28 protein-coding genes are annotated in these 24,818 nt (G+C 47.9%); 24 read left to right on the forward strand and 4 right to left on the reverse strand.

Features of this window, described 5'->3' with window-relative positions; translation table 11 throughout:
• Window positions 1–41: 41 nt before the first annotated feature.
• From alr to ABEW34_RS22465, 15 genes are all read left to right on the forward strand, one after another.
• On the forward strand, window positions 42–1,235 hold the full coding sequence (alr, locus tag ABEW34_RS22395; protein ID WP_430161578.1) for an alanine racemase: 1,194 nt from the start codon (window positions 42–44) through the stop codon (window positions 1,233–1,235).
• 231 nt (window positions 1,236–1,466) lie between these two features.
• Window positions 1,467–1,748, forward strand: coding sequence for a CopG family ribbon-helix-helix protein (locus ABEW34_RS22400; protein WP_046233825.1), 282 nt, complete (start codon window positions 1,467–1,469; stop codon window positions 1,746–1,748).
• 3 nt (window positions 1,749–1,751) lie between these two features.
• The gene (locus ABEW34_RS22405) at window positions 1,752–2,102 is read left to right on the forward strand and encodes a type II toxin-antitoxin system PemK/MazF family toxin (RefSeq protein WP_046233824.1); all 351 of its coding nucleotides are present in this window, start codon (window positions 1,752–1,754) and stop codon (window positions 2,100–2,102) included.
• Window positions 2,103–2,475: 373 nt separating this feature from the next.
• Window positions 2,476–3,201 carry a flagellar biosynthesis protein FlgA gene (locus tag ABEW34_RS22410; RefSeq protein WP_430161523.1) on the forward strand — a complete coding sequence of 242 codons (726 nt, stop codon included), beginning with the start codon at window positions 2,476–2,478 and terminating at the stop codon, window positions 3,199–3,201.
• Entirely contained in the window at window positions 3,201–4,046 is an 846-nt protein-coding gene (locus ABEW34_RS22415; protein ID WP_430161525.1) for a hypothetical protein, read from the forward strand. The genes ABEW34_RS22410 and ABEW34_RS22415 overlap by 1 nt, the downstream gene beginning before the upstream one ends.
• The gene (locus ABEW34_RS22420) at window positions 4,043–5,419 is read left to right on the forward strand and encodes an ATPase, T2SS/T4P/T4SS family (RefSeq protein ID WP_430161527.1); all 1,377 of its coding nucleotides are present in this window, start codon (window positions 4,043–4,045) and stop codon (window positions 5,417–5,419) included. The genes ABEW34_RS22415 and ABEW34_RS22420 overlap by 4 nt, the downstream gene beginning before the upstream one ends.
• Entirely contained in the window at window positions 5,416–6,351 is a 936-nt protein-coding gene (locus ABEW34_RS22425) for a type II secretion system F family protein (protein ID WP_430161529.1), read from the forward strand. Before ABEW34_RS22420 ends, ABEW34_RS22425 begins: the two co-directional genes overlap by 4 nt.
• Window positions 6,352–6,399: 48 nt before the next feature.
• Window positions 6,400–7,290: a hypothetical protein gene (locus ABEW34_RS22430; RefSeq protein WP_430161531.1), complete on the forward strand. Its 891-nt coding sequence runs from the start codon at window positions 6,400–6,402 to the stop codon at window positions 7,288–7,290.
• Between the two features lie 40 nt (window positions 7,291–7,330).
• The gene (locus ABEW34_RS22435) at window positions 7,331–7,480 is read left to right on the forward strand and encodes a hypothetical protein (protein WP_200931697.1); all 150 of its coding nucleotides are present in this window, start codon (window positions 7,331–7,333) and stop codon (window positions 7,478–7,480) included.
• Between the two features lie 5 nt (window positions 7,481–7,485).
• Complete coding sequence (locus ABEW34_RS22440) at window positions 7,486–7,668, forward strand: hypothetical protein (protein WP_430161533.1); 183 nt, start codon at window positions 7,486–7,488, stop codon at window positions 7,666–7,668.
• Entirely contained in the window at window positions 7,665–8,090 is a 426-nt protein-coding gene (locus ABEW34_RS22445) for a hypothetical protein (protein WP_430161535.1), read from the forward strand. The genes ABEW34_RS22440 and ABEW34_RS22445 overlap by 4 nt, the downstream gene beginning before the upstream one ends.
• A gap of 71 nt (window positions 8,091–8,161) precedes the next feature.
• Complete coding sequence (locus ABEW34_RS22450; protein ID WP_430161537.1) at window positions 8,162–8,650, forward strand: hypothetical protein; 489 nt, start codon at window positions 8,162–8,164, stop codon at window positions 8,648–8,650.
• Window positions 8,651–8,772: 122 nt separating this feature from the next.
• Window positions 8,773–9,999 (forward strand): M24 family metallopeptidase, encoded by a 1,227-nt coding sequence (locus ABEW34_RS22455; RefSeq protein WP_430161539.1) that lies wholly within the window; start codon window positions 8,773–8,775, stop codon window positions 9,997–9,999.
• Between the two features lie 11 nt (window positions 10,000–10,010).
• The gene (locus ABEW34_RS22460; RefSeq protein ID WP_430161541.1) at window positions 10,011–10,490 is read left to right on the forward strand and encodes a PH domain-containing protein; all 480 of its coding nucleotides are present in this window, start codon (window positions 10,011–10,013) and stop codon (window positions 10,488–10,490) included.
• On the forward strand, window positions 10,483–12,036 hold the full coding sequence (locus ABEW34_RS22465; protein ID WP_430161543.1) for a PH domain-containing protein: 1,554 nt from the start codon (window positions 10,483–10,485) through the stop codon (window positions 12,034–12,036). Before ABEW34_RS22460 ends, ABEW34_RS22465 begins: the two co-directional genes overlap by 8 nt.
• A 52-nt stretch (window positions 12,037–12,088) precedes the next feature.
• Here ABEW34_RS22465 and ABEW34_RS22470 read toward each other — a convergent pair whose 3' ends face one another.
• Window positions 12,089–12,733, reverse strand: coding sequence for a GNAT family N-acetyltransferase (locus ABEW34_RS22470; RefSeq protein ID WP_430161545.1), 645 nt, complete (start codon window positions 12,731–12,733; stop codon window positions 12,089–12,091).
• Window positions 12,730–13,299: a hypothetical protein gene (locus ABEW34_RS22475; protein ID WP_430161547.1), complete on the reverse strand. Its 570-nt coding sequence runs from the start codon at window positions 13,297–13,299 to the stop codon at window positions 12,730–12,732. Before ABEW34_RS22475 ends, ABEW34_RS22470 begins: the two co-directional genes overlap by 4 nt.
• Before the next feature lie 145 nt (window positions 13,300–13,444).
• Between ABEW34_RS22475 and ABEW34_RS22480 the strand changes: the two genes are divergently transcribed.
• The 4 genes from ABEW34_RS22480 to gatA all read left to right on the forward strand — a co-directional run bounded on the left by ABEW34_RS22480 (window position 13,445) and on the right by gatA (window position 16,560).
• Window positions 13,445–14,047 carry a TetR/AcrR family transcriptional regulator gene (locus tag ABEW34_RS22480; RefSeq protein WP_430161549.1) on the forward strand — a complete coding sequence of 201 codons (603 nt, stop codon included), beginning with the start codon at window positions 13,445–13,447 and terminating at the stop codon, window positions 14,045–14,047.
• A gap of 151 nt (window positions 14,048–14,198) precedes the next feature.
• Entirely contained in the window at window positions 14,199–14,579 is a 381-nt protein-coding gene (locus ABEW34_RS22485) for an ATPase (RefSeq protein ID WP_430161551.1), read from the forward strand.
• A gap of 168 nt (window positions 14,580–14,747) precedes the next feature.
• A complete protein-coding gene (gene gatC / locus ABEW34_RS22490; protein ID WP_430161553.1) occupies window positions 14,748–15,035 on the forward strand; it encodes an Asp-tRNA(Asn)/Glu-tRNA(Gln) amidotransferase subunit GatC in 288 nt (95 codons plus the stop codon).
• A 67-nt stretch (window positions 15,036–15,102) separates the two neighbouring features.
• Window positions 15,103–16,560, forward strand: a complete 1,458-nt coding sequence (gene gatA, locus ABEW34_RS22495) for an Asp-tRNA(Asn)/Glu-tRNA(Gln) amidotransferase subunit GatA (RefSeq protein ID WP_430161555.1) — start codon at window positions 15,103–15,105, stop codon at window positions 16,558–16,560.
• A 4-nt stretch (window positions 16,561–16,564) separates the two neighbouring features.
• Here the strand turns inward: gatA and ABEW34_RS22500 are convergent, their stop codons facing one another.
• Window positions 16,565–16,876 (reverse strand): hypothetical protein, encoded by a 312-nt coding sequence (locus tag ABEW34_RS22500; protein ID WP_430161557.1) that lies wholly within the window; start codon window positions 16,874–16,876, stop codon window positions 16,565–16,567.
• A 103-nt stretch (window positions 16,877–16,979) separates the two neighbouring features.
• On the opposite strand from ABEW34_RS22500, the gene gatB reads away from it, so the two are divergent.
• From gatB to ABEW34_RS22520, 4 genes are all read left to right on the forward strand, one after another.
• Window positions 16,980–18,425, forward strand: a complete 1,446-nt coding sequence (gatB, locus tag ABEW34_RS22505) for an Asp-tRNA(Asn)/Glu-tRNA(Gln) amidotransferase subunit GatB (RefSeq protein WP_430161559.1) — start codon at window positions 16,980–16,982, stop codon at window positions 18,423–18,425.
• Window positions 18,426–18,582: 157 nt separating this feature from the next.
• On the forward strand, window positions 18,583–20,529 hold the full coding sequence (locus ABEW34_RS22510; RefSeq protein ID WP_430161561.1) for a DUF6677 family protein: 1,947 nt from the start codon (window positions 18,583–18,585) through the stop codon (window positions 20,527–20,529).
• A 71-nt stretch (window positions 20,530–20,600) separates the two neighbouring features.
• Window positions 20,601–21,029 carry a peroxide-responsive transcriptional repressor PerR gene (gene perR / locus ABEW34_RS22515; RefSeq protein ID WP_056043983.1) on the forward strand — a complete coding sequence of 143 codons (429 nt, stop codon included), beginning with the start codon at window positions 20,601–20,603 and terminating at the stop codon, window positions 21,027–21,029.
• A gap of 116 nt (window positions 21,030–21,145) precedes the next feature.
• Entirely contained in the window at window positions 21,146–22,867 is a 1,722-nt protein-coding gene (locus ABEW34_RS22520) for a glycosyl hydrolase family 18 protein (protein WP_430161580.1), read from the forward strand.
• 193 nt (window positions 22,868–23,060) lie between these two features.
• Here ABEW34_RS22520 and ABEW34_RS22525 read toward each other — a convergent pair whose 3' ends face one another.
• Window positions 23,061–23,411 (reverse strand): YgzB family protein, encoded by a 351-nt coding sequence (locus ABEW34_RS22525; RefSeq protein ID WP_231594383.1) that lies wholly within the window; start codon window positions 23,409–23,411, stop codon window positions 23,061–23,063.
• Window positions 23,412–23,561: 150 nt separating this feature from the next.
• Between ABEW34_RS22525 and ABEW34_RS22530 the strand changes: the two genes are divergently transcribed.
• A complete protein-coding gene (locus tag ABEW34_RS22530) occupies window positions 23,562–24,437 on the forward strand; it encodes a nucleotidyltransferase-like protein (RefSeq protein ID WP_430161564.1) in 876 nt (291 codons plus the stop codon).
• Window positions 24,438–24,818: the final 381 nt, after the last annotated feature.

Genomic DNA, 24,818 nt, shown 5'->3' on the forward strand with positions numbered 1-24,818 from the left:
CTTAATGTATGAGGCTGCCGGATAAGGAGAAGGTGAACGACTTGGAGGGGTATTATCGCCCAACACGGGTAGAAATTTCTTTGGATGCGCTGCGTCGCAATTTGAGCGTGTTTCGAGCGCATATGGGCGAAGGCGTACGCCTGATGGCTTCTGTGAAAGCCAATGCTTATGGCCATGGAGCGGTGGAAATTGCACGGGAAGCTGCAAGCAGCGGAGTAGATTATTTAGGGGTCGCTTTTCTGGATGAGGCATTGGAGCTGAGACGGGCAGGCATTTCCATCCCTATATTGGTGCTCGGCTATGTTGCGGCAGATGCGCTGTGGCTTGCAAGAAAACATGATATAACGATAGCCTTGTTTCGTGAGGATGTATTAGAGGCAGCATCCAAGCTGCCAGCTCCGGATGAGGATCATATTAACCATAAGCTAAAGGTTCATATTAAGGTAGATTCTGGCATGGGACGGCTTGGGCTGATTGGAGCGGATGCGGCTATCCCTTTTATTGAAAAGGCGCTTTCCGTTCCCCAGCTCGAAGTCGAAGGGTTATTTACCCATTACTCCCGTGCAGATGAGCATGACAAAAGCTATACGATTTTGCAGCATGAGCGTTTTCAGGAAGTCGTTCGTTATGTGTTGCAGCAGAAGCTGCCGATTCCGATCATTCATGCGGCGAATAGCGCTGCAGGCGTGGATACGCCAGAGCTTGCAGGCAATATGCTGCGGCTTGGCATCAGTATGTATGGTCTTTATCCTTCAGATGAGGTGCGCCATGATAAGCTGCTGTTGGAGCCAGTATTGTCGCTTAAGACAGAGATTGTCATGGTGAAAAATGCACCTTCTGGCTGGGGCATCAGCTACGGTTCACGTTATGTGACGCAGGGCGAGGAGCGGATTGGAACGCTCCCAATTGGCTATGCCGACGGTTTTAGCCGGATGCTGACGGGCAAAGCGCAAGCACTCGTTCGTGGTGTAAAGGTTCCTGTCCGCGGGACGATTTGTATGGATCAGTGCATGATTGCGCTTGATGAGGCGGCGACGGAAGCTGGCGGAGTCGTAGAACAAGGCGAAGAGGTTGTACTCATTGGCGAGCAGGGCAATGCCCGGATTTCTGCAGAAGAGGTTGCGAAGCAGCTCGATACGATTAATTATGAGGTCACCTGCATGCTGGCTGCTCGTGTACCGCGTGTCTATTTTAAGGAGGGAAAGGCGCTATCCGTCGTAAATCCTTTAATTTGACAGCATAAGTGTGCGGGGAAAATTTCAAATGCCATTTTTACGCAAAAAAAGAGGGATTTCACCATTTGTCTCGAATTAATGCTAGGTCGGGTTTAAAGACGCTAAAGTACGTCATGTTCGTACAGCATATTTGATATATCGCTGACATAGATATGTTGAAGTATAGAGGGGCCTTATTATTGCAATAATGTGTATTAAAGGTTGTGGAAAAGTTTTGGAGGTGCTTGTTCGGTGGCCAATGTGCAGAACACCAAGAGGATCATGATTAGCTTGCCGGATCATTTACTGGAGGAGGTTGACGGTATCGTAGCTAAGGAGAACTCTAACCGCAGTGAATTTATAAGGCAGGCTATGAAGCTGTACCTTGTGGAAAGAAAGAAACGGCAAATCCGCGAGTCCATGCAGCGTGGGTATCTGGAGATGGCAAAAATCAACTTGAACATGGCCTCGGAAGCTTTTCAAGCGGAGGTAGAGGCTGATCACACGCTCGGCCGTCTTGTAAGCGGGGTGTAGAGCTTGATCGTAAAACGTGGAGACGTGTTCTTTGCTGATCTGTCACCTGTCGTCGGATCGGAGCAGGGAGGAGTGCGGCCTGTTCTTGTCATTCAGAATGATATCGGCAACCGGTTTAGTCCGACCGTCATTGTGGCGGCCATTACCGCGCAGATTCAGAAGGCTAAGCTCCCTACACATGTAGAAATGAACGCGGCTGCACATGGCTTTGACCGGGATTCCGTCGTTCTGCTTGAGCAGATTCGAACGATCGACAAACAGCGGCTGACCGACAAAATTACGCATTTGGACGATGAAACGATGCGTAAGGTCGATGATGCGCTGCTGATTAGTGTGGGCTTGATTGATTTTTAAAAATATAAGCGTTTATAAGTTTCACCCTTATAATGGGCTTATATTTCACTCTCAAAACGGTAGCTTTGCCACCAAAGGATGGCGACGGCCGTTTTACCATTTCTTCTTATCGGGCTAAATTTTGTGTAAATGCGCTTTTTTATAGCATCGTTGATGCTGTAGGAGAGTGCATTTGTGCATGAACCGCGTTGGTAAATTTATTTTTAAAAAAAGATGGACAAGAAATGTTTCCTTTGCTATTATGTGGTTAATCAAGAAACAAACCAATTACATATGAGCAATCTTTAGCGAAGAACGCTAGTAGTTAAGCCTTTTACAGGCTGCTGCTGCGTTCTTTTTTTGTTGTCTGCTAATGGCTCGGAAGGGAGAAGGAATGAATAGGAAAAGGAATATTTGGATCAGTGTGCTGGCTGCGCTGTTGTCGGGTGCGCTTGTTTACGGCCTGTTCCAGATTCAGCAGCTGCAATTGCAGCGTCAAGAAATGGTGGCTGTCGTCGTGCCCAAGCGTTTTATTATGGCTGGCGCAACTTTGACGGCAGGGGATCTCGCCTACCGGTATGTACCGAAAGCCGCTTACGACAATGGGATGCTGCTGGATGCTGCGACTGCTGCCGGAATGGAGACAATTGTACCGCTCGGCAAGCAGGAACCGATTCTCAGTTGGAAGATCGACCGTTTTCACCTGCTGCCAGGCAGCGGCGAATCGACCTTCCAAATTCCGCGCGATTATGTACGGTCCATCTCTAACGGCATTCGCGCCGGGGATAAGGTGCTGGTGTATTTATCCGGTGAAGGAGAAGGTACCGGGCGCCTGTTTGATCAGGCAATTACAGTAGCGTCAGTCAAATCCTCAGGCAATGTCGAAATCGATAATATGGACGATCCGAATCTGCTCTCCTTAGCGGATGGGGATAAGGAAAAGATGTACGCCTCGCGACGTGAGGCCAATGGGATGATCGATTACATAAACCTCAATCTGACCGAGAGGCAATGGCTTGCAATCGATGGCTATTGCAAGGATGGGAGCCATAAGCTTGTCGTTGCTTTCAGCCCTGAATCGCTTAATGTTGCGGATGAAATGAAGGAGGAGCAGCCTTGATGAAGCAGCGAATACCGCTCATTGCCTTTGTGGGAACGACGCCTAATATTGGGACTACGACAGCGGCTTTTGCGGCGGCGTACCGAATGGCCGAAGCCAGCGGCCTGCATATCGGCTATTTATGTCTGCATCTTAAGAGCGCGAAGCTCCATCGCTACCTCGGCATCAAGGAGCCGCAAAGCACGCTCGACAAGCTGCGGCCTGAGCTGCAATCAGGCTCGCTGACAACGGGAAGATTGAAGAGTGCTATGCATGTGGTTGAAGGAAGAGGGAATTTGCGAGTGCTGTTCGGCAATGTTGTGCGTGATCAGGCCGAATTTTTTACCCCTGAGGAGGCAGAGCATTTGATCCATATTGCAGGGCAAACCTTTGAGGTGCTTTTTATGGATGTCAGCGCTTATTGGGATAATGCAGCTACCGTTTGTGCATTACGGCTGGCGAGTACGCGAATTGTAGTCACGACGGGCGCGCTTTCCCATTTTCAGGAGGATGGAAGACGCTGGATTACACAAATTTCTCCGTTATTCGGCCTGACAGCTGCTCAATACAATACCGTTATTATAGAGCCCCCATGGGGCAGAGGAGGCTATCGAATGAAAGATATTTGCAAGGAAATGGGTACGGTGAAGCTAGGTGAAATGCAAATGACGAAGGATACATTTATCCATTTGGACAGCGGCAAGCTTGGTCAATGGCTGGGGGAAGATCAGGTGGGCAGGACAGCAATGAAAAAACCAGCGCAGCAGCTAATGGAGCAATATGGCATTCGGACTTTAGCCCCTGCTTTTAAGCTGCAGCCTTGGTATCGCAAGCTGCTCTCGCATCGCAATGAGGCACGCTCTTGAAGGCGGGGGACAGCCGATTTTCTCCTTTTGATTATTCAGCCCAGCTGAGAGTGGGGGCGACTGGAAGCAAGGAAGGAGAGGCCGGAGACGTGGACCTGCCAGATCCGTCACGTGAAGCGGATTTTGACAGGCTTGCTGATGAGATGAAAGCTTTTTTGGCAGCGCCGCGTGGACTGAATGATGAGGAGCGCAGACAGTACAATGAGACGCTGAACCGTGCAGTACTTGGGTTTATGCCAGAGCGGGAGCAGATTTATGCGGTCATTAATGATCGTCTGCGGCGAATGCGCATTCATAATCAAGATGGTTATCATCATCCCTATCAAACGCTTGCTGAGGCCTTATTCGCCGAGGTTATTGGGCTGAATGTGCTTGAACTCGTTTTGCAGCATAAGGAGGGGCTGGAGGAGGTGCAGGTCGTAGGTACGCAAATTTTTGAGGTTCGCAGTGGCGAGGCTGTTATGTCGCAGCATCAATTTGCAAGCGTTCGCGATGTTGAGCGCATTCAGAGTAACCTGGTGCTGTATAACAATGATCGGTTTACCCCGCGCAAGCGCTGGGCGGAGGTGATGCTGAGCGACGGCTCGCGCGTCACGATGACAGGATTCGGCTTCACCTCGAAGCCGACGCTGACGATTCGCTTTTTTACAGTTAAAAGCTTTGGTCTGCCTGTACTCTGCGAGCCAAAATACGGAACGATAAGTCATGCAATGCTTGCCATGCTGCACGCTGTGCTGCATGCAAGATTCAATCTTATTATAATTGGGCCGACGAATTCCGGCAAAACCCATTTCATGAAGGCGCTAATTGCGTGCCTGCCTGATGAGGAGCGGATCATTACCATTGAAGGGCGCTTCGAAATGATGCTTGGAAGGGATTTTCCGGAAAAAAACATCGTCGAATACGAAGCGATCGAGGACGATCCCCAGCACCAGGCCAGCCGTGCGTTCAAATTGGCCCTTAGGCAATCTCCTCAGCGCATCGTGCATGCGGAGATTCGGGACAGCGATGCGAATATTTATGTGAGAGCCTGCACTAGAGGGCATTCCGGCAGTATGACAACTGTGCATGCGAATGCGCTGGAAGATGTGCCCGAGACGATCACCGATATGTGCATGCTGGATGGGCGCGGCATGAACCCGGAACGACTAACGAAACGGATAGCCGAATATGTGGTGGAGATTGGAATTGAAATGCGCAACATCAAAGGACGGCGCGTCGTATCGCGACTTGCTGAAATAGGCTGGGCGGACAACGAGGTGAAAGTACGGGATTGGGCCGTTTATGATGAAGCGCTGGAGCAGTGGCAATACCCACAGCGGCCTTCACAGCGAGCTATGAAGAAGCTGGCGAGGGGAGGTTTTGTTTTTTGACTAGGCTGTATGTGCTTGGAGGCGGTGCACTGCTATTTTTGTTCCTGTTTATTATGGTCGCTGCATTGCTACTTATGTGGCTGGAGCGGCATGAGCGGTTAGCAAGACTAGTCTATCGGCAGCGAGGGCGCTTCCGCCACCTTCTGGAGCAGCGACTGCAGCGGATGGACAAGCTCTATCGTCCGCTAGCTGATTTATTAGAGGCGCTCCATATCAAGCTTCAGCCATTGGCATTTTTATGTTTGTCGGGACTGCTGCTGCTGATTGGGCTGGCGGCGGGCGGATTGTTTTTTCAGACGATAAAAGGCACCTTGCTGTTCGGGGTTGTATTGGGGATTTTGCCGTATACGGTGCTGCGGGCGCTGCTCGTCCAGCGTCAAATGCAGACACAGGTCGAATTTTTACCCGCCATCGAGCTGTTTTATCAGTGTTATTTAGTAACAGGCGGGGTACAAGTGAGGGCAGCGCTGCAGCGAACGGTTGATGAAAGAAGGCTGCTCGGCCCGATGAAAGCCGTTTTTGAGCAATTATATCGCAATTTGTCTATTCGTGGTGATGATGAAGCGAGTCTGCGGATTTTTGCTGCATCGCTTGGGCATACATGGGCGGATTACTTCGCTAATATTTTGCGCGTTGCGCTTGCAGAAGGCATGCCGATGGCAGACGGCCTCAAAGATTTGCTGACGGATATGCGCAAAGCGCGCCGCGCGAATGAGCAGGAGCGTAATCGGCTGCTGGAAATCCGCATTGCCAATTTTACGCCGGTGTTGTTTTTGGCTTTATTTATTGGCATCAATATGCATTATAACGAGCAGAATGCCTACTACTATTACGTTCTGGACGCGAAGGGCAGAGATATGCTTTTAAATGCGCTGCTGCTCATTTTTGGCTCCTTTTTAATGGGACTATGGCTATCTCGAAAAAAAATGTAAGCGGCTGTGCATTACGTATGTGCAAGCAGGAAAGGAGGCAAGGCAGCGATGCATCATTGGGTCGAAATCGGTGTGCATATTGGAGCAATTGCGGCCCAGTTTATTTTCGGATTTACTGCAGTGACCGCAATACTTAGGCTGCTGCCGCAGAAGAAGCCGCGCTGGCTGCATCTCACCGGAATCAAATGGCGTTCAAGAAAAATACCGGATGGATGGCTTAGCAAGCTTAAGCTCTCAAGGGAACAACAGTCATATGTCGACCGGGAAATGCTGCTCGCCGGATGCGGAGTGGAAGCAGACCCCGGTTGGTACGTAGCTGCTCGCAAATTGCTGCTCATTATATGGCTAATAGGCATTTCCATCTGTGTACCTGTAAGTGCGGGTCAGGGTCAGGGCAGCATTATGGCCTATTTAACCGCATTGCTCGTTTTTTGCTGGATTATGCTGCTGTGGGATTTGCCATGGATGCGCATGCTGCGCAGACTTCGATCGCAGCGCATGACTAAGGAAATTTATGTAATGAGCAATCAATTGCTTTATTTGGCTGATTCATCACTGCATATACATACGAAGCTGACACGCTGCATCCCGTATACGAGAACGCTTCGCGGCGATTTGGAGCGGCTGCTCGGAGAATGGTATCACGATGCTGAACAGGCATTGCGCCAATTCAAGCTCAGTATGGGAACAGATGATGGCATGAGCTTTGTAGAGACCATTGATTCGCTTCGCATCGATGACAGCGAGGAGTATTATACGCTTTTGCGTGACCGTATTCAGGAGTATAAAGAGAAGCTGGAGCTTGCCAAAGACAGCCGCAAGGAGACAACATCGTATTTGCTCTTTATGCTCGCGGGAGTTCCTATTTTATATACATTTCAAGTTTTTATATATCCATGGGTGATGGAGGGGCAGAAGCTGTTTGCATCATTGGGCTGAGGACGACGAAACGCCCGTATAATAAGGGGGTGAATTCGCAATGCGCAATATTTTAATGACCGTCATGCTGCTAGTTGTCGTTATTTTGCTTTTCAACGGCATTATTGCTAAGGACACGACTGGCACCAGCAGCCAAATCCAATCGCAAGGAGACGCTGCCAATGAAAAAATCAGCAAGCTGCTGCAGTAAGGTTTATGGACAGCGTTAGCAGCAAGGAGAGGGGAACGGCGATGAGGAGTCTGCTGGCAGCCATTTTGCTGCTTGTGACGATTGTTATGATCTACTCTGGAGTTGCAGAAGGGGAACAAGGAATGAAAAAACAGCTCGAACGCTCCGGTGATGCCACAAGCAGCTATATAAGGACGATGAGCCCATGAAGAGCATTTTAGTATTCGTGCTGTTCGCAACGATTTTATGCTGGCTAATGTTCTCGCCTATTTATAAACATGTGCTGATTGTAAGACAAGCAGTACTGCAGCAGGAGGTCGATTATTTACTTGAAATCGGGGCGAGCGGCAAGTATGGCTACATCAGTTCAGAGATGCTTGAGCAGTCGCGGCAGCGGCTGGCGAAGTTCGGAATGAAGCCGGAAGCGCTGATTTTTGAGGTAGCGGCCGATAATGGCGAGCAGGCAACCAATTCGGCTATGCCCTTGCTGCGAGGAACAGGATTGATCGTTCTGCTTAGCTATCCTTATGAGGGGCTGTTTCAATTGGATCGCTTAATTGGCGTGGAGCCGCCTCATGAAAATGGCAGGCTTCGCGCTGCAGGCATCAAAATGAGCGAATATGTACCCTGAAAAATTGCAATACAGCTTTATTAGGATGTGCTAATAGACTACAGAGTGCGCAGGTGACAGGGAGTTATTCTATGTATAAGCTGACAATCATTGTACTGATGATGACAATTTGGCTCATGCTGCACGTTATGCAGACAGATGAGGAAATTGCGATGAAGACACTCTTCCAGGGCAAACATGCGTTAAACCGTGCCGTTCATGCGGCTGCCCAGCAGGTTGATAAAACTGCACTAGGAGACGGTGTAGTCCGCATAGATCCAGTGGCAGCCGAAGCGGCAGCAAGCCTTTATTTGCAAGGCAACCTGCAGCTTGATGCAGCAGGGAAGCCGCTCGGCAGCTCCTTCCTGAACGAGCCGGTTAAAGTTGTAGTTTTCGAGGTCATTAACGGTGAGCATACTTTTCCTTATCAATACGTAAATTCGCAATACAGCTATGAAGCTACACTGCGCCGACCAGGTGTTGTCATGATCATTAAGGTTGTGAACCCAAGGGTGTTCACAGTGCTTGAGCCAATTGAATGGACGATTAAAAGCGTGTCCGAGCTGACTTTTGATTTTTAACCATATAAAGGGAGATGTTGTTCATAAAAATGCTTGCGGCAGTTGCCTTGCAGTTGACTGCCATTTGTAAAATTGTTCTAATGAAGGGGAGGGATAAATGATTTAGGGAGTTGAGCACAACGATGGATAAGACGATAACGAGAGACATACCGGATGACTTGGTCCAGGAGCGCATAAGAAAGCTTCAGCTGGATATGGGCAAGAAGGCCATTGACGGCATGCTGCTCACGCAAAATATAGATTTGTATTATTACACAGGCTCGATGCAAAATGGTTACGCTTTTGTTCCAGCCGAAGGCGCGCCCGTATTTTTCGTCAAACGCAGCCTGGAGCGTGCAAGACTGGAAACGCTGTTTGCTGTAGAGCCATTAGGCTCATTCCGCCAATTCGGACAAACGCTTGCGGAGCGGTTTCCGCAATTGTTTAAGGCGGGCGCTTCTACTACTGTGGCTGTGGATCTTGATGTGCTTCCAGCGCAAACCTATTTAAAGCTTAACCAACTGCTGCAAGCGGCTGGTACAGGCGAACTAGTGGATGGTTCTGCCCTTATTAGAGGACAGAGGATGATTAAATCACCTTGGGAAATCAAGCGAATTGAAGCAGCAGCGCAAGCTGTAGATGAGGCGTTAGGCGAAGCTTTGAATGTGTTGAAAGAGGGCATTGCAGAGCTGGACTGGATAGCCACGGTGGAATACGAACTCCGGCTCCGCGGGCATATCGGCTTGATGCGCATGCGCGGCTACAATCAGGAGGTAGCGACAGGGATGGTGACGTCAGGAGCTGCTGCAGCGGTACCTACTTATTTTGACGGGCCGGCAGGCGGGCTTGGTTTAGGGGCTACTTCTCCGCAAAGCGTCAGCCGCAAAGTCATCGGACGCAATGAGCCGATACTCATTGATGTAGGCTGCTGTATTGACGGCTACATTATTGATCAGACGCGTACTGCGGTTATTGGAGAGCTTTCAGAGCAGCTTGCTCATGCTTACCGAACGTCGGAGGAAATGATGCGCGCAGCGGAAAAAGGGATGGTTCCCGGGACGCCATGCTCAGGGCTTTATATCGCTTCGCTTGATCAAGCGGCCGCTGCGGGGCTTTCTGCGCATTATATGGGTTATGGCCTTGATCAAGCAAAGTTTCTTGGACATGGCATTGGCCTTGAGATAGATGAATGGCCTGTGCTGGCCCGCGGCTTCGATCTGCCGCTCGCTCCCGGAATGGTGCTTGCAGTTGAGCCGAAATTTACTTTTCCCGGCCAGGGAGTTGTTGGAGTAGAGAACAGCTATGTCATTACAGATGGAGCTCCTCGCCAGCTTACACGAACGAAAGAGCAGCTAATTGTATTGCCATAGGGGGACTAGAAATGAATAGGGCTTTAACGCAGAGGGTCGATAAGGATTACGTCAAATTAATCCGGATTGAGGCAGCTATTGCAGCGGCAATTGGTTATATAATCGTATTCGGCTATGGGGTATTGGCTCTATCGAAAGAGTGGACGCTTATTCCGTTATGGATCGGACTTGGGGTCGTTACGGTTTATAGCGTGTTGGATACTTGGGTAGTGCCAAGCCTTCGCTACCGTCGATTCCAATACGAACTGTTTGCGGAAGAGCTTGAGCTGCAATACGGGCTAATCATTATTAAAAATGTGCTCGTTCCCATGGTTCGTGTCCAGCATGTAGAGCTTGAAAGCGGACCGCTTATGCGAAAGTTTAAGCTGGCGAGCGTAGCAGTTGTAACGGCGGCCACGATTCATCGCATTAAAGGGCTCAAATTGGAGAAAGCCGAAGAGTTGAAACGAAAAATCGGACAGCTTGCGAAAGTGGATGATCAGCATGAATAATCCGCGAAGATTGCACAAAGTATTTGTTATTTTTACGTTGTTCCAGTTTGTTAAAGGACTATTGCCGCTTATTATTATTACGCTGCTTAGAAAATCGGGATTTCTTGGGCTGGAGTGGTATTGGTATGCAGGAGCCGTGGGATTGATTGTCCTCGCTTTGTTGTTTGGCTTTCTAGAATGGCGGGCCTTCACCTACACACCAGAGGCAGACCGCATTGTCATTCGAAAAGGCGTATTCTTCAAGGATGAGAAGACCATTTATTATGCACGCATACACTCGGTCAATGTGGAGCAGCCGTTCTTGCAGAGGATTCTTGGTGTTGCGGAGCTCAAAATTGAAACGCCGGGTGGAGGAAAAAAAGCAGATGGCATATTGCCAGCGCTCACTGTACGCGATGCAGAGCAGCTTCGCCGGCAACTGCTGTCCCGTCAGCACGAAACGGTAGAAAGGGCCGATCATCAGGCAGACGATAGCAATCGCATAATAAGGCTGAATAAAGACGTCGACACCTCGAAGCATGGAGCTAGCACAGTTACGATAGAAGGTGCCCATGGCGTTTCAGCCAATAGCGAGTTAGGCGCCTTGAGCCACAGCGCGTATTTTCGCCTGACAAACGGACAGTTGCTGCTGGCAGCAGCCACTTCTATGAATTTAGGTCTTGCGCTCGCTTTTATTGCGGGTATTTATTCTTTTGCTGATGATTTTCTGGAGAAATTTGCTCCTATGAGAATATTTGAAATGCTGTATGCGGAATCGAAAAGCTTGGTGCCCGGCTATGTCATCATCGGCATTGCGGTCGCCGCAATTTGCGCATTGGCAGCGGCTTGGGCGCTATCAATCATTTTGTACATTATTAAATACAGCGGATTCGCCGTTCATCGCGAAGGTAAGCGAATATCGGTATCATACGGTATGCTGGACAAAAAAGCTTATCTATTTGATCCGAACAAAGTACAATCCGTCCTCATTGAGGAGGGTATCTTCCGGCAAATGGTAGGGTATGCCCAAATTAAGCTTCAAGTTGTCTCGTCTGACAAAAACGAACAGCTCATGCTGCATCCTTTTGTGCCAGTAAGGGAGCTGGAGCATGTGATTAGCCATTTTGTGCCCCAGATGAAGCTAATGGAGATAAACGCACACGCCCCTAAGCGGGCCTTGCTTTATTATATGCGCATCGAGCTTGCGGTCGCTCTTCTCCTCTGCGGCGCGGCATTCGGATTCTGGGGTACAGCCGGCCTGTGGTCGCTGATGCTTATCCCGATTGTTTACTTATGGAGACGGGCCTGCCATAAAGCTGCTGGAGTAAGACTGGAAAATGGCCAATTAACACTGCGCCGGCGTAATTTGGCAAGAATCACCTACCTGGTACGCCGACCGCAAATTGTCGCAATGAAGGTGAAGCGCAGCTGGGGGCAGCAGCGAAAAGGTTTAGTATCTTTGGGCGTGCACACGATGGGAAATGCGAGTGATTACAGTGTCGCTGTTCTTGACCATAACGATGTAGAGCCCGTATGGAACTGGTTCAGCAGGGGAAAACGGCAATAATGTGGTGGCAAATAAGTCTATCATGGCAATGATTCTGGCTTAATATGTCCGCTCAGGTTCGCTGTCCTTTTTGATAAAACATGCAATAGACAGGCAAATGACCGATTTGTAATTCCTGGCTTAATGTAAAGGCAAACCGGCGATATAAATTTACATTATCGACGTTTTCTGTGTCCAAAGCTACGCCATGCGAATTATCGTCCGCGAGCGCTGTTTCTAATGCATGGAGCAGCAGAGCTTTCCCAATTCCTGAACCTTGAGCATCGGGTTTTACACCAATCATAATAAGGTAGTGATGCGGCAGGGCTGGTGCAGCGGTGCGGGTGACTCGCATATAGGCATTAAGCTGACCCAGCGATTTATGGGATATACGTGTTAATAAAGGAAGCAGCCTTCCTAACAGCAGTAATCCGCCATTTATTTGTTGAAGCTTGCTTTTGTGCGGCGTCTCAATGACGTATGCGCCAAGCAAGCTTTCTTTTTTGTATATACCCCATATTTCTTCATTTAGAAGGAAGCTTTTATCAAATATAAAAGACAAGAAGGCCTGTATGCTTTTATTTGCTCGATTATCGAGCTTTGGATCACCAAACATATAGATAAATAATGGGTCTTCTGCAAAGGCGCTGCCCATGACAGAAAGGAAGGATTCCTTATCTGACTTGGCAAGTCTGACAGCATGGTAGGAATGACTCATGATTTGCTATCCGAATGCTGTAAGGCTTTGCCATAATGGTCGACAGCGAAGCTAAACAGCACCTTCAGCATGAATAGCAAAAAAATAATGAGCATATAGGATTCTAAGTTTGGCAGCATAGGCATAACGCCCATCCCTATAGATAAAAGCAGGCCTGCAACGAACAGCTGTGTATGCTTGCCAATTAGAGCATTTACTATGAATGCGCCTAAGATTGTGTAGAGCCAAACGCTGACAGCATAAACGACTGCCGTGTCCAGCAACAGCGAAACTGCCACAATATGAACATGGATGGCAATAAATACAGCTCGATTGATTTTCCGACTTGCATAAAAATTGCTTGTTGAAGCGGTGAAATTAGCAAGACAGCCTGAAAAAATATCGAAAACCAACAATAAAGCCAAAACACTGCGCCAAAATGGCAAGCCTGCTGTAAGCTCAGGAAAACTTACATATAACGCAGCAGTCAACAAACCTCCGAACAGCAAAATGCTTAAAATCGCGATTAAGCTCTGTTTCTCACCCAATACATCATGCAGAAATGAAGGGATTTTTAATGGTCTCAATGTCGCTCCTCCTAATTATGTAGTATTTAAATTAAATTGCTATAAAATTATTATAACTGTGAAAAGAACAATCTTCAATAGATTTATACTCGTATTGTTGATTTACTCTAAAACTTCCACTAAACTAAATAATGAGGTGGAGAAGATGAACGGCTTCGAACGAAGGAAACAGCAAAAACTTGAGCAAATATACAGCGCAGCGTTCCAACTTTTTTTTAGTTATGGCTTCCAGAAGGTTAGCGTGAATGAAATTGCAGATAAGGCGAAAGTATCGCCAGCTACCATTTATAATTATTTTAAAACCAAAGAGCAGCTCTATTTCGATATGCTTATGGACTGGATGAATAAGCAGCTGGAACAATATGAGCGAATTTTGGGTTCAGAAGTTCCTTTCCTTGAGAAGACGAAAGAAATAATGTTATGCGAGGCCAAAAATTTAAAGCTGCTATCCGAAGATTCCCATCAGGCGGCATTTTCTGGGCAAGCTGAATTCATAAATTTAATGGACCAGTATAATGAGCGGAAGGTCGTGCCTTTTTTTAAGCAATTTGTTGCGATGGGCAAGCAGGAGGGCTATATTCATTCTGATATTAGCGAAGAGATGATGATGCTTTATTTTACAATGTTTAAAAATGAGCTCAGTCGGCATTGGGAAGCCTCGGATCAAGTAGGTGGAAACATGCTGAGCCTGGAGCAGCTCGTGGAATTTTTTTTCTACGGATTATCCAGACAAGGGCAAACACCATAATTTGAATCATAATGAGTGACGCTTCTTCACTCGCTGCTTTTGTTGGCTCGCAGCTGGCAAAGGGACACTTTCAATCCCTATTGGACACCGCTACTATTTTTTAGTAGGATAATAGTTATAGGTTAGCGTCCGATAGACAGGAGTGAAGACGATGCTTAGTTTAGGAGTAAAGGTAATTATAATATCTGATCATTTTGAGCAAAATCTTCCCGTGGGGGAATATGGTTATATAATTGCTTACGACCGCAATGCCGACAACGTATTTGATTACGTGGTGCGCGTTCCGGCCGCTAATCGCAATTTTTTGCTGCCGGATGAGGATGTGGAGCTGGAGGAAGTTTTGCTCCAAGAAGAGGTTGATCGCATCGAACGCGAATCGCTAATCGACTTTGCGCTGGCTACTCATAATGAAGAGCTGTTTAATCGTATAATGAGAGGCGAGGAGTCTGCTCCGGAAGCGGAGCCACCTGCGGCTGAAGGCCAAAGCCAGAAGGATTTTATCAGGCAGGTAAATTTGAAAGCGTGGATCTAATAAGCTTCTGCGAGATGACCCTTCCGCCAGGTGCGGGAGGGTCATCTGCTGTTATTGGGCATTGCAGAACAGAAGCGCGCAAGCCCTCGTTTGTGTACTTTGTCAAAATGTGATTCTAGGCTATAATAGAAAGAATGATTGCAGGCTTAAGAAGGGGGAGGAACATTCATGAGCATTACGATTAAGGATGTCGAGCATGTTGCGAATTTGGCTCGCCTTGAGCTGTCTGACGAGGAGAAGGATAAATTCACCGAGCAGCTTAATGCGATTTTAAAATATGCAGAAAAGCTGAACTCGCTTGATACGGATAACGTCGAGCCGACCAGCCATGTGCTGCCGATTACGAATGTGACGCGCGAGGATGTAACGCATGAATCGCTGCCGATCGAGAAGGTGCTGCTCAATGCACCTGATGAAGAAGATGGCCAAATTAAAGTGCCAGCTGTATTGGAATAGTCCGCAAGATCTAGCGCGATAGCCATAATTGCTTGCTGCGCTTTTATATTGAAGGGAGGAATATGTTTTGTCACTGTTTGATTTGCGTCTTCAGGATGTACATAACAAGCTGAGCCAAAAGGAGCTTTCCGTCACTGAACTGGTTGATGAATCCTTTGCTCGTATTAAAGCAACAGAAGCTTCCATTCAAGCGTTCCTTACGCTTAATGAAGAGGGAGCCCGCCAGCATGCAGCGGAGCTGGACAAGCAGCTTCAAGCAGGAGCTGAACGCGGCTTGCTGTTCGGCCTTCCTGCTGGAATTAAAGATAATATCGTTACCGAAGGCTTGCGCACAACATGTGCCAGCCAGTTTCTAGACAACTACAATCCGATTTATGATGGAACGGTTGTCAGCAAGCTGAAATCTGCGCAATCCGTCACGATCGGCAAGCTGAACATGGATGAGTTCGCGATGGGCGGCTCCAATGAAAATTCCAGCTATTATCCGACTCGCAATCCATGGAATACGGAATATGTGCCGGGCGGCTCAAGCGGTGCTTCCGCAGCTTCCGTTGCGGCAGGCCAAGTCTATTTCTCGCTTGGCTCCGATACGGGCGGTTCGATCCGTCAGCCAGCAGCTTATTGCGGCATTGTCGGTCTTAAGCCAACGTATGGTCTTGTTTCCCGTTTTGGCCTAGTCGCTTTCGCTTCATCGCTTGACCAGATCGGTCCTTTGACGAAAAATGTTGAGGATTCCGCATTTGTGCTGCAAGCCATTGCTGGCTATGATGCAAAAGACTCTACTTCCGCTAACGTAAGCATTCCTGACTATACATCTGCCTTGACCGGAGATGTCAAAGGTTTGCGTATTGCAGTGCCGAAGGAATATTTGGGAGAAGGCGTTGATCCAAAGGTTAAGGAAGCGGTTTTGAATGCACTGAAAGTGTATGAGAGCCTTGGCGCAACATGGGAAGAGGTTTCGCTGCCGCATACCGAATATGCCATTGCGGCCTATTATTTGCTTGCGTCTTCTGAAGCTTCATCCAACCTGGCTCGTTTCGACGGCGTTCGTTACGGCGTCCGTGCAGACAACCCTGCGAACCTGATTGATTTGTACCGCAAATCGCGCAGTGAAGGCTTCGGTCCTGAAGTTAAGCGCCGTATTATGCTGGGAACGTATGCGCTTAGCTCCGGCTATTATGACGCGTATTATTTGAAAGCGCAAAAAGTGCGCACGCTCATTAAACAGGATTTTGACCAAGTATTTGAAAAATACGATGTTGTCATCGGGCCAACTGCCCCGACAGCAGCGTTCAAGCTTGGCGAGCAGGTCGGCGACCCGCTGACGATGTATTTGAACGATATATGTACGATTCCGGTCAGCCTTGCAGGCGTTCCGGCGATCAGCATTCCTTGCGGCCAAGCGGATGGCTTGCCAATTGGATTGCAAATTATCGGCAAAGCCTTCGACGAGTCGACGGTTCTGCGTGCGGCCCATGCCTTCGAGCAAAATACCGAATTCCATAAGCTGCGTCCGCAGCTCTAATATATCAGCCTTGCGGGGCTAACCAGCGGATGCTGCCTGCAGGTTTTACCTTGCTATAAAAGCTAGCTTGCGACGCGATTTTTACTTTTTTGCTGCCATAGAAGCTAGATGAAAAAGGCAAGCGGAGTGGAAAGGTTGAACTGTAGAAGCGCAAGCGTTCGCCTTTGCCCAAGAATTTTACCGCTGAGCAGGATTGATCAAGCGTAAACGGCTGCCGCCGTCCTCTGGCGGCAAAGCTACCGTTTCGCGTGGAAATATAGAGAAAGGATGGAGAAATATGATCCTTTCCTATATTTTCAAAAAAATGCTTGGGCAACAGTGGTCGAAAGTCAACCTTTTCGCGCAGCGCAGCTCCTTTTTCATCATGCTCTATGCCACCAAAGTAACTTCGCCCAGCAAAATTCTAAGGAGGATTAACGATGTCTGAAGCGACTCAATATGAAACGGTAGTCGGGCTGGAGGTGCACGTTGAGCTGCACACCAACAGCAAGATTTTTTGCGGCTGCTCCACCGCTTTCGGAGCTCCGCCTAATACGCATACCTGCCCGGTCTGCCTCGGTCATCCCGGCGTGCTGCCGGTGCTGAACAAGCAGGCGGTTGAATACGCAATGAAGGCGGCGATGGCGCTCAATTGCACAATTGCTGATGTCAGCAAATTTGACCGTAAAAACTATTTTTATCCCGATTCACCTAAAGCTTATCAAATTTCGCAATTTGATCAGCCTATCGGCGAGCACGGCTGGATTGATATTGAAGTGAACGGTGTTGCGAAACGAATTGGCATTACCCGTCTGCACTTGGAAGAGGATGCGGGCAAGCTGACTCACGTTGATGGAGGTTATGCCTCGCTCGTTGACTTTAACCGTGTCGGCACGCCGCTCGTTGAAATTGTTTCCGAGCCGGACATTCGCACACCTGAGGAAGCGAAAGCTTATTTAGAGAAGCTGAAAGCGATTATGCTTTACTGCGAAGTATCGGATGTGAAAATGGAAGAGGGCAGCTTGCGCTGCGACGCAAACATCAGCCTTCGTCCTTATGGACAAGAGAAGCTTGGCACGCGCGCTGAGCTGAAAAACATGAACTCCTTCCGCGGTGTTCAGCGTGGCCTTGAATATGAGCAATGGCGTCAGGCCGAGGTGCTGGACGGCGGCAATAAGGTTGTTCAAGAAACTCGCCGCTGGGATGAAGCGCAGGGCAAGACGATTTCGATGCGCGGCAAAGAAGAATCCCATGACTATCGTTATTTCCCGGACCCTGATTTGGTTCGCCTCTATATCGATGAAGAGTGGAAAGAACGTGTCAAAGCTTCAATTCCTGAGCTTCCAGATGCACGTAAAGCCCGCTATACTAGCGATTACGGCTTGCCTTCCTATGATGCTGATGTTATTACGGCATCGAAGAAAATGGCAGACTTTTTTGAAGCAAGCTTGTCCTATACGAAGGATGCGAAAGCTGTATCCAACTGGATTATGGGCGACCTGCTCGGGTATTTGAACTCGAACAGCCTGGAGCTGTCCGATGTGAAAATTACCGGACAAGGGCTTGGAGAAATGATTGGCTTGCTGGAGAAAGGCACAATCAGCAGCAAAATCGCTAAAACCGTCTTCAAGGAAATGCTGGAATCCGGCAAGCTGCCGCAGCAAATCGTAGAAGAGCAGGGCCTTGTACAAATTAGCGATGAGGGGGCAATCATTGCCATCGTCGATAAAGTTATTGAAGCGAACCCGCAATCGGTTGAGGATTTCCGTGCAGGCAAGGAGAAGGCGATCGGCTTCCTAGTCGGCCAAATTATGAAAGAGACAAAAGGCAAGGCGAATCCGGCAATGGTTAACAAAATGCTGCTGGAACGCCTTCAGCAAGTCTAATATAGCTTCATTAACATGCAAGTAGATTAATGATAATCAATGAAGAGCTGTCCACAAGCTGGACGGCTCTTTTTTTGCATTTCCAAGCAAAAGCCTATGAACGGGGCATCTATGGTACAATAATAAGCAATAAACTTGCACATATGGAGGACATGTTTTGCAGGAGCATGGGATGAAAGCGGAGCGTAGGAAAAGTCGACTGCTTACGGTGCTGCTGGCCTTTCTATGGCCGGGAGCAGGACATTTATATACGGGGGAATATACGAGAGGGCTGCTGCTAGCCGCTGGTATTTTGCTTGATGGCGGGACCATTGTCCGTCTGGCGGATGCTGATGGCGCGAAGCATTTACTGCTTATTGTTTACTTAGGGCTTGCGCTGCCTGTATTTTATTTTATTAGTGTTTACGATGCGCTGCAAAGTTTGGATCGGCAAGCGGAAATGCAGCCCGGTTTAAAGCTTAGGGATGGCATACTCATTATGGTGGCAGGCATTTTGCTTATGCTGCTGCTGATGCTTAGGCAGCCGACCACGCTGTTCACTTGGTTTGACGACGCGGCGAGTTATGCGGTAGGCCCTGTTCTAGGTCTGCTTGCGGTAGGCTTAGTTTTGCGTCAGCGGGTGGCGGAGGTGTTTCGGCTGGGAAGCTTCACAGCTGCATTATTTATTGCAGCTGCAGGTGGATTGCTGTTGTGGGATGAAATACACAGCAGCAATGTTTTTGCGCTAATGCGTTATTGGTGGCCTGCGCTGTTTATATGTCTAGGAGGAGAGCTCGTCGCCTACAGCCTATTGCAGCGGCGGACGCGAAAGCAATTGCGGCTTGATTTTATCGGAAGCATGGCAGCAGTTGTCATTGCGGGCTTTGGCTTTTTGGTAACGCAATATGCAGATTTGCCTTTCCGCTGGATTGATCAATATGTCGATTTGAATGGCGCACAGGATTACGGCGAGGAAAAAGGCTTTCATTATCAGAAAGAAGTGCTTATCGTTCCGATGGAAGAAAAGACGACAGCTATTCAGATTTACAATGTGAATGGAAAAGTGACGCTCCAAAGCGGAAATAATGATGTTATCAGCATTGATACCGAGGTATGGGTTGACGTCGATGATCAAGCAGAGGCTGATAAAATGGCCGAAAAAGCGAAGATCGAGGCGTCATCAAGCGGTGAGAAAATCACCCTGCAGGCCAAAAGCAGCAGTTATGGGGACAATGGAACGCGTAAACCGCGTATCAATATTACCGTAACTGTGCCGCGATTGCCGAATGTTCAGGTAGAGGAAATGGCCGAGGCTGAAATTGATCTTGAGTCGGACGATCCAGTTGCACAGGAGAACAGTACGCCAGATCCAAGCTCGACTAATTCGTCTAATTCGTCTAATAACGTGGAACAAGCCTCTGCTACAACCCTCTCATCAACAACACCTACTCCCGAGCAGTCGCCAGAACAAGTGGAGGAGCAGCAGCGGAATAAACAGCCGATGAGACAGCTTTCTGTACTCGTGCATACTGATAATGGGCCGATTAAAGTTAAAAACCTCGATGCTCCCGGAGGCGTGGAGCTTTCCAGCGATACAGGCGAAATCTTAGCAGAAGGAATAAATGGCAGTATTCAGGCAAAAGCAAATAATGGAACGATTACGCTTCGTCATATAACGGGTGATGCGAGTATAACCTTATTAAATGGGGCTGTTACCGCAGCATCTATAACAGGTGATGTTTTTGCAGAAGCGACCAATGGGGCTTTGAAGATGACCAGCATTTCCGGAAATATAGAAGCCGATACGAAAAATGGGAAAGTTAATATTAATGAAGCGAGCGGCTCCGTTAAGGCTGCAACCTTAAATGGCGGCATCGAGCTGGCGAGCTCGGTGGTAGGCGGTGACTGGGACGTCGATAGTTCCGTAGGAGAAATTAAGCTGACTGTCCCGCGATATGGCAGTTACACGGTGTATGGATCAGTCACCTTTGGAGCGATTATGACGGATTTGCCGCTCGAAGTCAGTAAAAAAACGGTGCGGGGTACGGTTGGAGACGGGCAATACCGTTTGCAAATTAATGCCAATAACAGTATTGCCATACAGTATGCCGGTGCGGAGCAATAACCGCATTCATTGACAAATCATTTTGAAAACACGTACAATAGCTTTAACTACTAACGAAAGGCGTGAGGGGAATGGGAGCCGTCAATGCAGCATTGCAGCAATTAAAAATGAATGGTGTCCGTATGACCCCGCAGCGTCATGCCATATTAAGCTTTTTAATGGAATCGATGACTCATCCGACAGCCGATGAAATTTATAAATCACTGTCGCCTAATTTTCCAAGCATGAGCGTGGCGACCATATATAATAACCTACGGTTATTTGTAGAAGCGGGGCTTGTTAAGGAATTGACCTATGGGGATGACTCCAGCCGCTTTGATGCGGATACATCGGAGCATTATCATGCCATATGCAATGACTGTGGCCAAATTGTTGATTTTGAATACCCGCCGTTGCTTGAGGTGGAGCGTGTCGCATCGCAGGAGACCGGTTTTATCGTGCAAGGGCATCGAATGGAAATTTACGGTTCCTGCTCTACTTGTGCGGCAGCTAAGAAATAAGAACGAACAATCAAGAATGAATGAAACCTAACAAATTGATGGCGTGCAGGGAAGCGTTCAACCGCGGATATGCACGCTTTCGTCTTTTATAAAGGAGCGAGATACGCTTGGAAACTATGCTTCGCCGAACTCCTCGTCGCCGCAAGAGCAGTGGAGCTCGGAATATACTTCTCTTTTTAATCATTATATTGGCAGCAGGTGGTGGTTGGTTTGTATACGATCGCTACATTCCTAATTTTAAACAAATGGATCCCGATTATGGGGTGAAAAATCCAATCGTTGTCCATGGCGAAGTGATGAAGCAAGGTGCCATTATTGAAAATAACGAGGTGAAGCTGCCGCTTCCTGTGCTTCAGCAGGTGCTTGGGGCGGACCAGCCTATACGCTATGAAGCGGACAGCGGTTCGATTATTTTGACTACAGCGAATAAGGTGCTGCGTTTGCAGACAAATTCCTTGACAGCGACCGTGAACCGCAAGCCGTTTGACTTGACGATTACAGCTGAGGTGCAGGATGATGTCGTTTATATTCCAATTACGCCGATCGAGGAGCTTTATGGCCTGCAGACGGAGTATGTTGCAGATTCAGGCGTTGTCACCTTGCTTCAGTCGGGAGAGGCTATTCAACTGGCAGAAGCGAAGCGGGAAAAAGGAGCGGCCATACGGACAGAGCCTACGATTCGGGCGCCGATTGTGGAGAAGGTTCCACTCGCGGGCAAGCTCAGAGTTTGGGGAGAAAGCGATGGCTGGCTGCTCGTTCAGGGACCGGATGGGCACCCTGGGTATATTGCTAAGGATAATACGGCTCTCACCAGCATGGAGCAAATTGCGCCAAGCGATAACGAAACGGATTTTGTTGCCTGGAAGGTTACAGGCAGCAAAATCAATCTAACTTGGGAGGCTGTCTATCAACGCAAGCCAGATCCCGCCACCATTCCGGAAATGCAAGGCGTCAATGTCGTCAGTCCAACCTGGTTTGAGCTTCAGGATGAGGATGGCACAATTAAAGGCAAAGCAGATCCCGTATATGTAAAGTGGGCCAAAGAGCAGAAGATGCAAGTGTGGGCGCTTTTCAGCAACGGGTTTGAGCCTGATCGGACGAGCGCGGCGCTTGCGACTGTAGAGACGCGTTTTCATATGATCCAGCAGCTGCTTGCATTTGCAGAGCTTTATCATTTGCAGGGCATTAATGTAGACTTTGAAAATGTATATACGAAAGATAAGGAAAACCTGGTCCAGTTCGTCCGCGAGCTGACGCCGCTGCTTCATGAAGCGGGTCTAGTTGTATCTATTGATGTGACGCCTAAGTCGAACAGCGAGATGTGGTCTGTTTTTCTGGATCGTAAAGCGCTGGGTAAAGTTGTAGACTATATGATGGTTATGGCTTATGACGAGCATTGGGCGACAAGTCCGGTTGCGGGTTCGGTAGCTTCGCTGCCTTGGACGGAGCAAGCTTTGAAGAGAATATTGGACGAAGATGGCGTTCCTGCGAGCAAGCTTATATTGAGCATGCCGCTATATACCCGTATTTGGACGGAGACCGAAGAGAAGGGCGAAACCAAGGTTAGCTCTAAAGCGCTTGGCATGGATAAAGTGAAAGAAATCATTACGCAAAATAAGCTGAAGCCTGTACTCGATGGCGATGCTGGGCAGCATTATGTGGAGTATAAGGAAGAGGAAGCGCTGAAACGCATCTGGATTGAGGACGAGCTATCGATCAAAGCTAGAATTGCGTTGGTTAAAAAGTACGGGTTAGCTGGAGTAGCAACCTGGCAGCGCACTTTTCAAACGAACGCGATCTGGAATACGATTGATACCGCATTGAATAAGAAACCGTAAACTGCAATGATAATTCTACAATTTTCTTAAAAAGAAGGCCTCGCAGAACACGCGATGGCCTTCTTCTATTCATCTATAAAAATTAATAGATTTCTTCTAAAACAGCTGCTATTTTAGTTCAAAAAAGGGCGCTGCCCTTCATTGGCGGCAACGCCCTTTTAAGCTTATGTAACTTATTTTTAAGAGCAGCGTACTATTCGGAAGGAGCATGTGTGGCTTGCGCCGGATCGAGTGTCAAAATCGTTTTGCAGAACATGCAGCGATCTGTTTTGCCGAGCATTTTCGTCGGGCGATTACATTCGGGACACGTTAGCATCGTTGCACTGGTTGACATCATGCCTGCCCAGAAATAAACGGCAACACTGACAAGCAAGGAAATCATCCCAATAACCATAAAAATTGCGGCAACGATTTTACCAGCTTGTCCCCAAAGCACGATTCCGGCTGTACCGAGAATCATAACACCCATGCCGACAAGTGTGAAAATCAGCCCCCACAGACGAAATTCGTTTATTTTCGCTGATTTGAAAAAAAACTTATTCACTTTGTCCATCCTCTCCATGGTATTCTTATTAAAATCAGACGGTTTTTCCATCCATGTAAGCAGGAAACTGTCTCGGGCTTGTCGAAATAACAAACACCGTAGATTATTATTATATCTTAATCATATTGGATTAGCTATACGGAGGCCCAAGTGAAACATATAAAAGATCATTTCATTCAAACACATCAATCACAGCCAGAGCTGCTTGGTCTTATCGCAATCGAGAACTCTTATGCTTACAGTCCGTTGACTGAAGGATTGGATTTGCTTCTGCTTGCAATTGTGGAGCAGACTGCTGTTCAAATTATTGAGCATGTGCGCATTGAAGGTCAGCATGTGCTGATCCGAAGTGCGAGTGTAGGTCAGTTGGAGCAGTGGTTGGCAAGTGGGGAGAACAAAAGTATTATTCAATGGATAGTTCGGGGGGAGATACTGTTGGAGCGCGACAGCCGTATAAGCGATATTCGTGAGCGCATTATACAATTTCCGGACGTCATGAGAGAGCAAAAGCGGTTTGTAGAGTTCTCCGGCTTTCTGAGAAGTTACCTGCAGGCAAAGCATGATTACGAAGAGCGCAATATTCTGGATGCTTACAGCAATATACTAACTGCACTGCATCACTGGGCGCACATTGTATTAATTGAAGAAGGGCAGCATCCAGAGCTAACCGTGTGGCGTCAAATGCGCCGGGTACATCCTGGGGTGTATAAGCTGTATGAAGAATTAACAGTTAGCCCTGAAACGCTGGAGCAGCGCGTACAACTTGTTATGCTCGCTTGTGAGTTTACGGTAATCAATAAAATGAAGGATTGCTGTTCCTTGCTCTTTAGCATCATGATGAGCCGGGAGGAGCCATGGAGCATCAGCGAGCTGCAGGAGCATGAGCGAATTAAGACCCTTCATGTTGATTTATCCTTGCTGCTGCAACGATTGGTCAAACGCTCGCTTATTCGTGAAGTTGCGGTGATGTCAGCAAGCGGAGATACTGAGGCGTTGGAGCTTCGATATATGACGCTGGCTGTATAAAATAGAAGGGCAAAAGATACCCAAATCGCTTGTTTCAAGCAGAGGGTATCTTTTTTTTGAAATAGGGCTTGACTATATTTTGCGGGCTGTGATATATTAATACACGCCGCTTTTGAAGCAAGGAAATAACTTGAATCGACAAACGAAAAAAAATGTCGAAGAAAAGAAAAAAAGTACTTGCAATTGAGTAGGCAGTCATGGTATATTATAAAAGTCGCCGCTGAGAGAAACGACGGTTGACGCAAAAAGAATTAACAAGAGAAATTGTTCTTTGAAAACTGAACAACGAGTGAAACTGCCACATTAACTTCGGTTAATGTAAAGCGATACAAAAAAAGTAATGAGCAAGTCAAACACCTAAATGGAGAGTTTGATCCTGGC

Source organism: Paenibacillus algorifonticola (genome assembly GCF_050481745.1).
Taxonomy (GTDB): domain Bacteria; phylum Bacillota; class Bacilli; order Paenibacillales; family Paenibacillaceae; genus Pristimantibacillus; species Pristimantibacillus algorifonticola_A.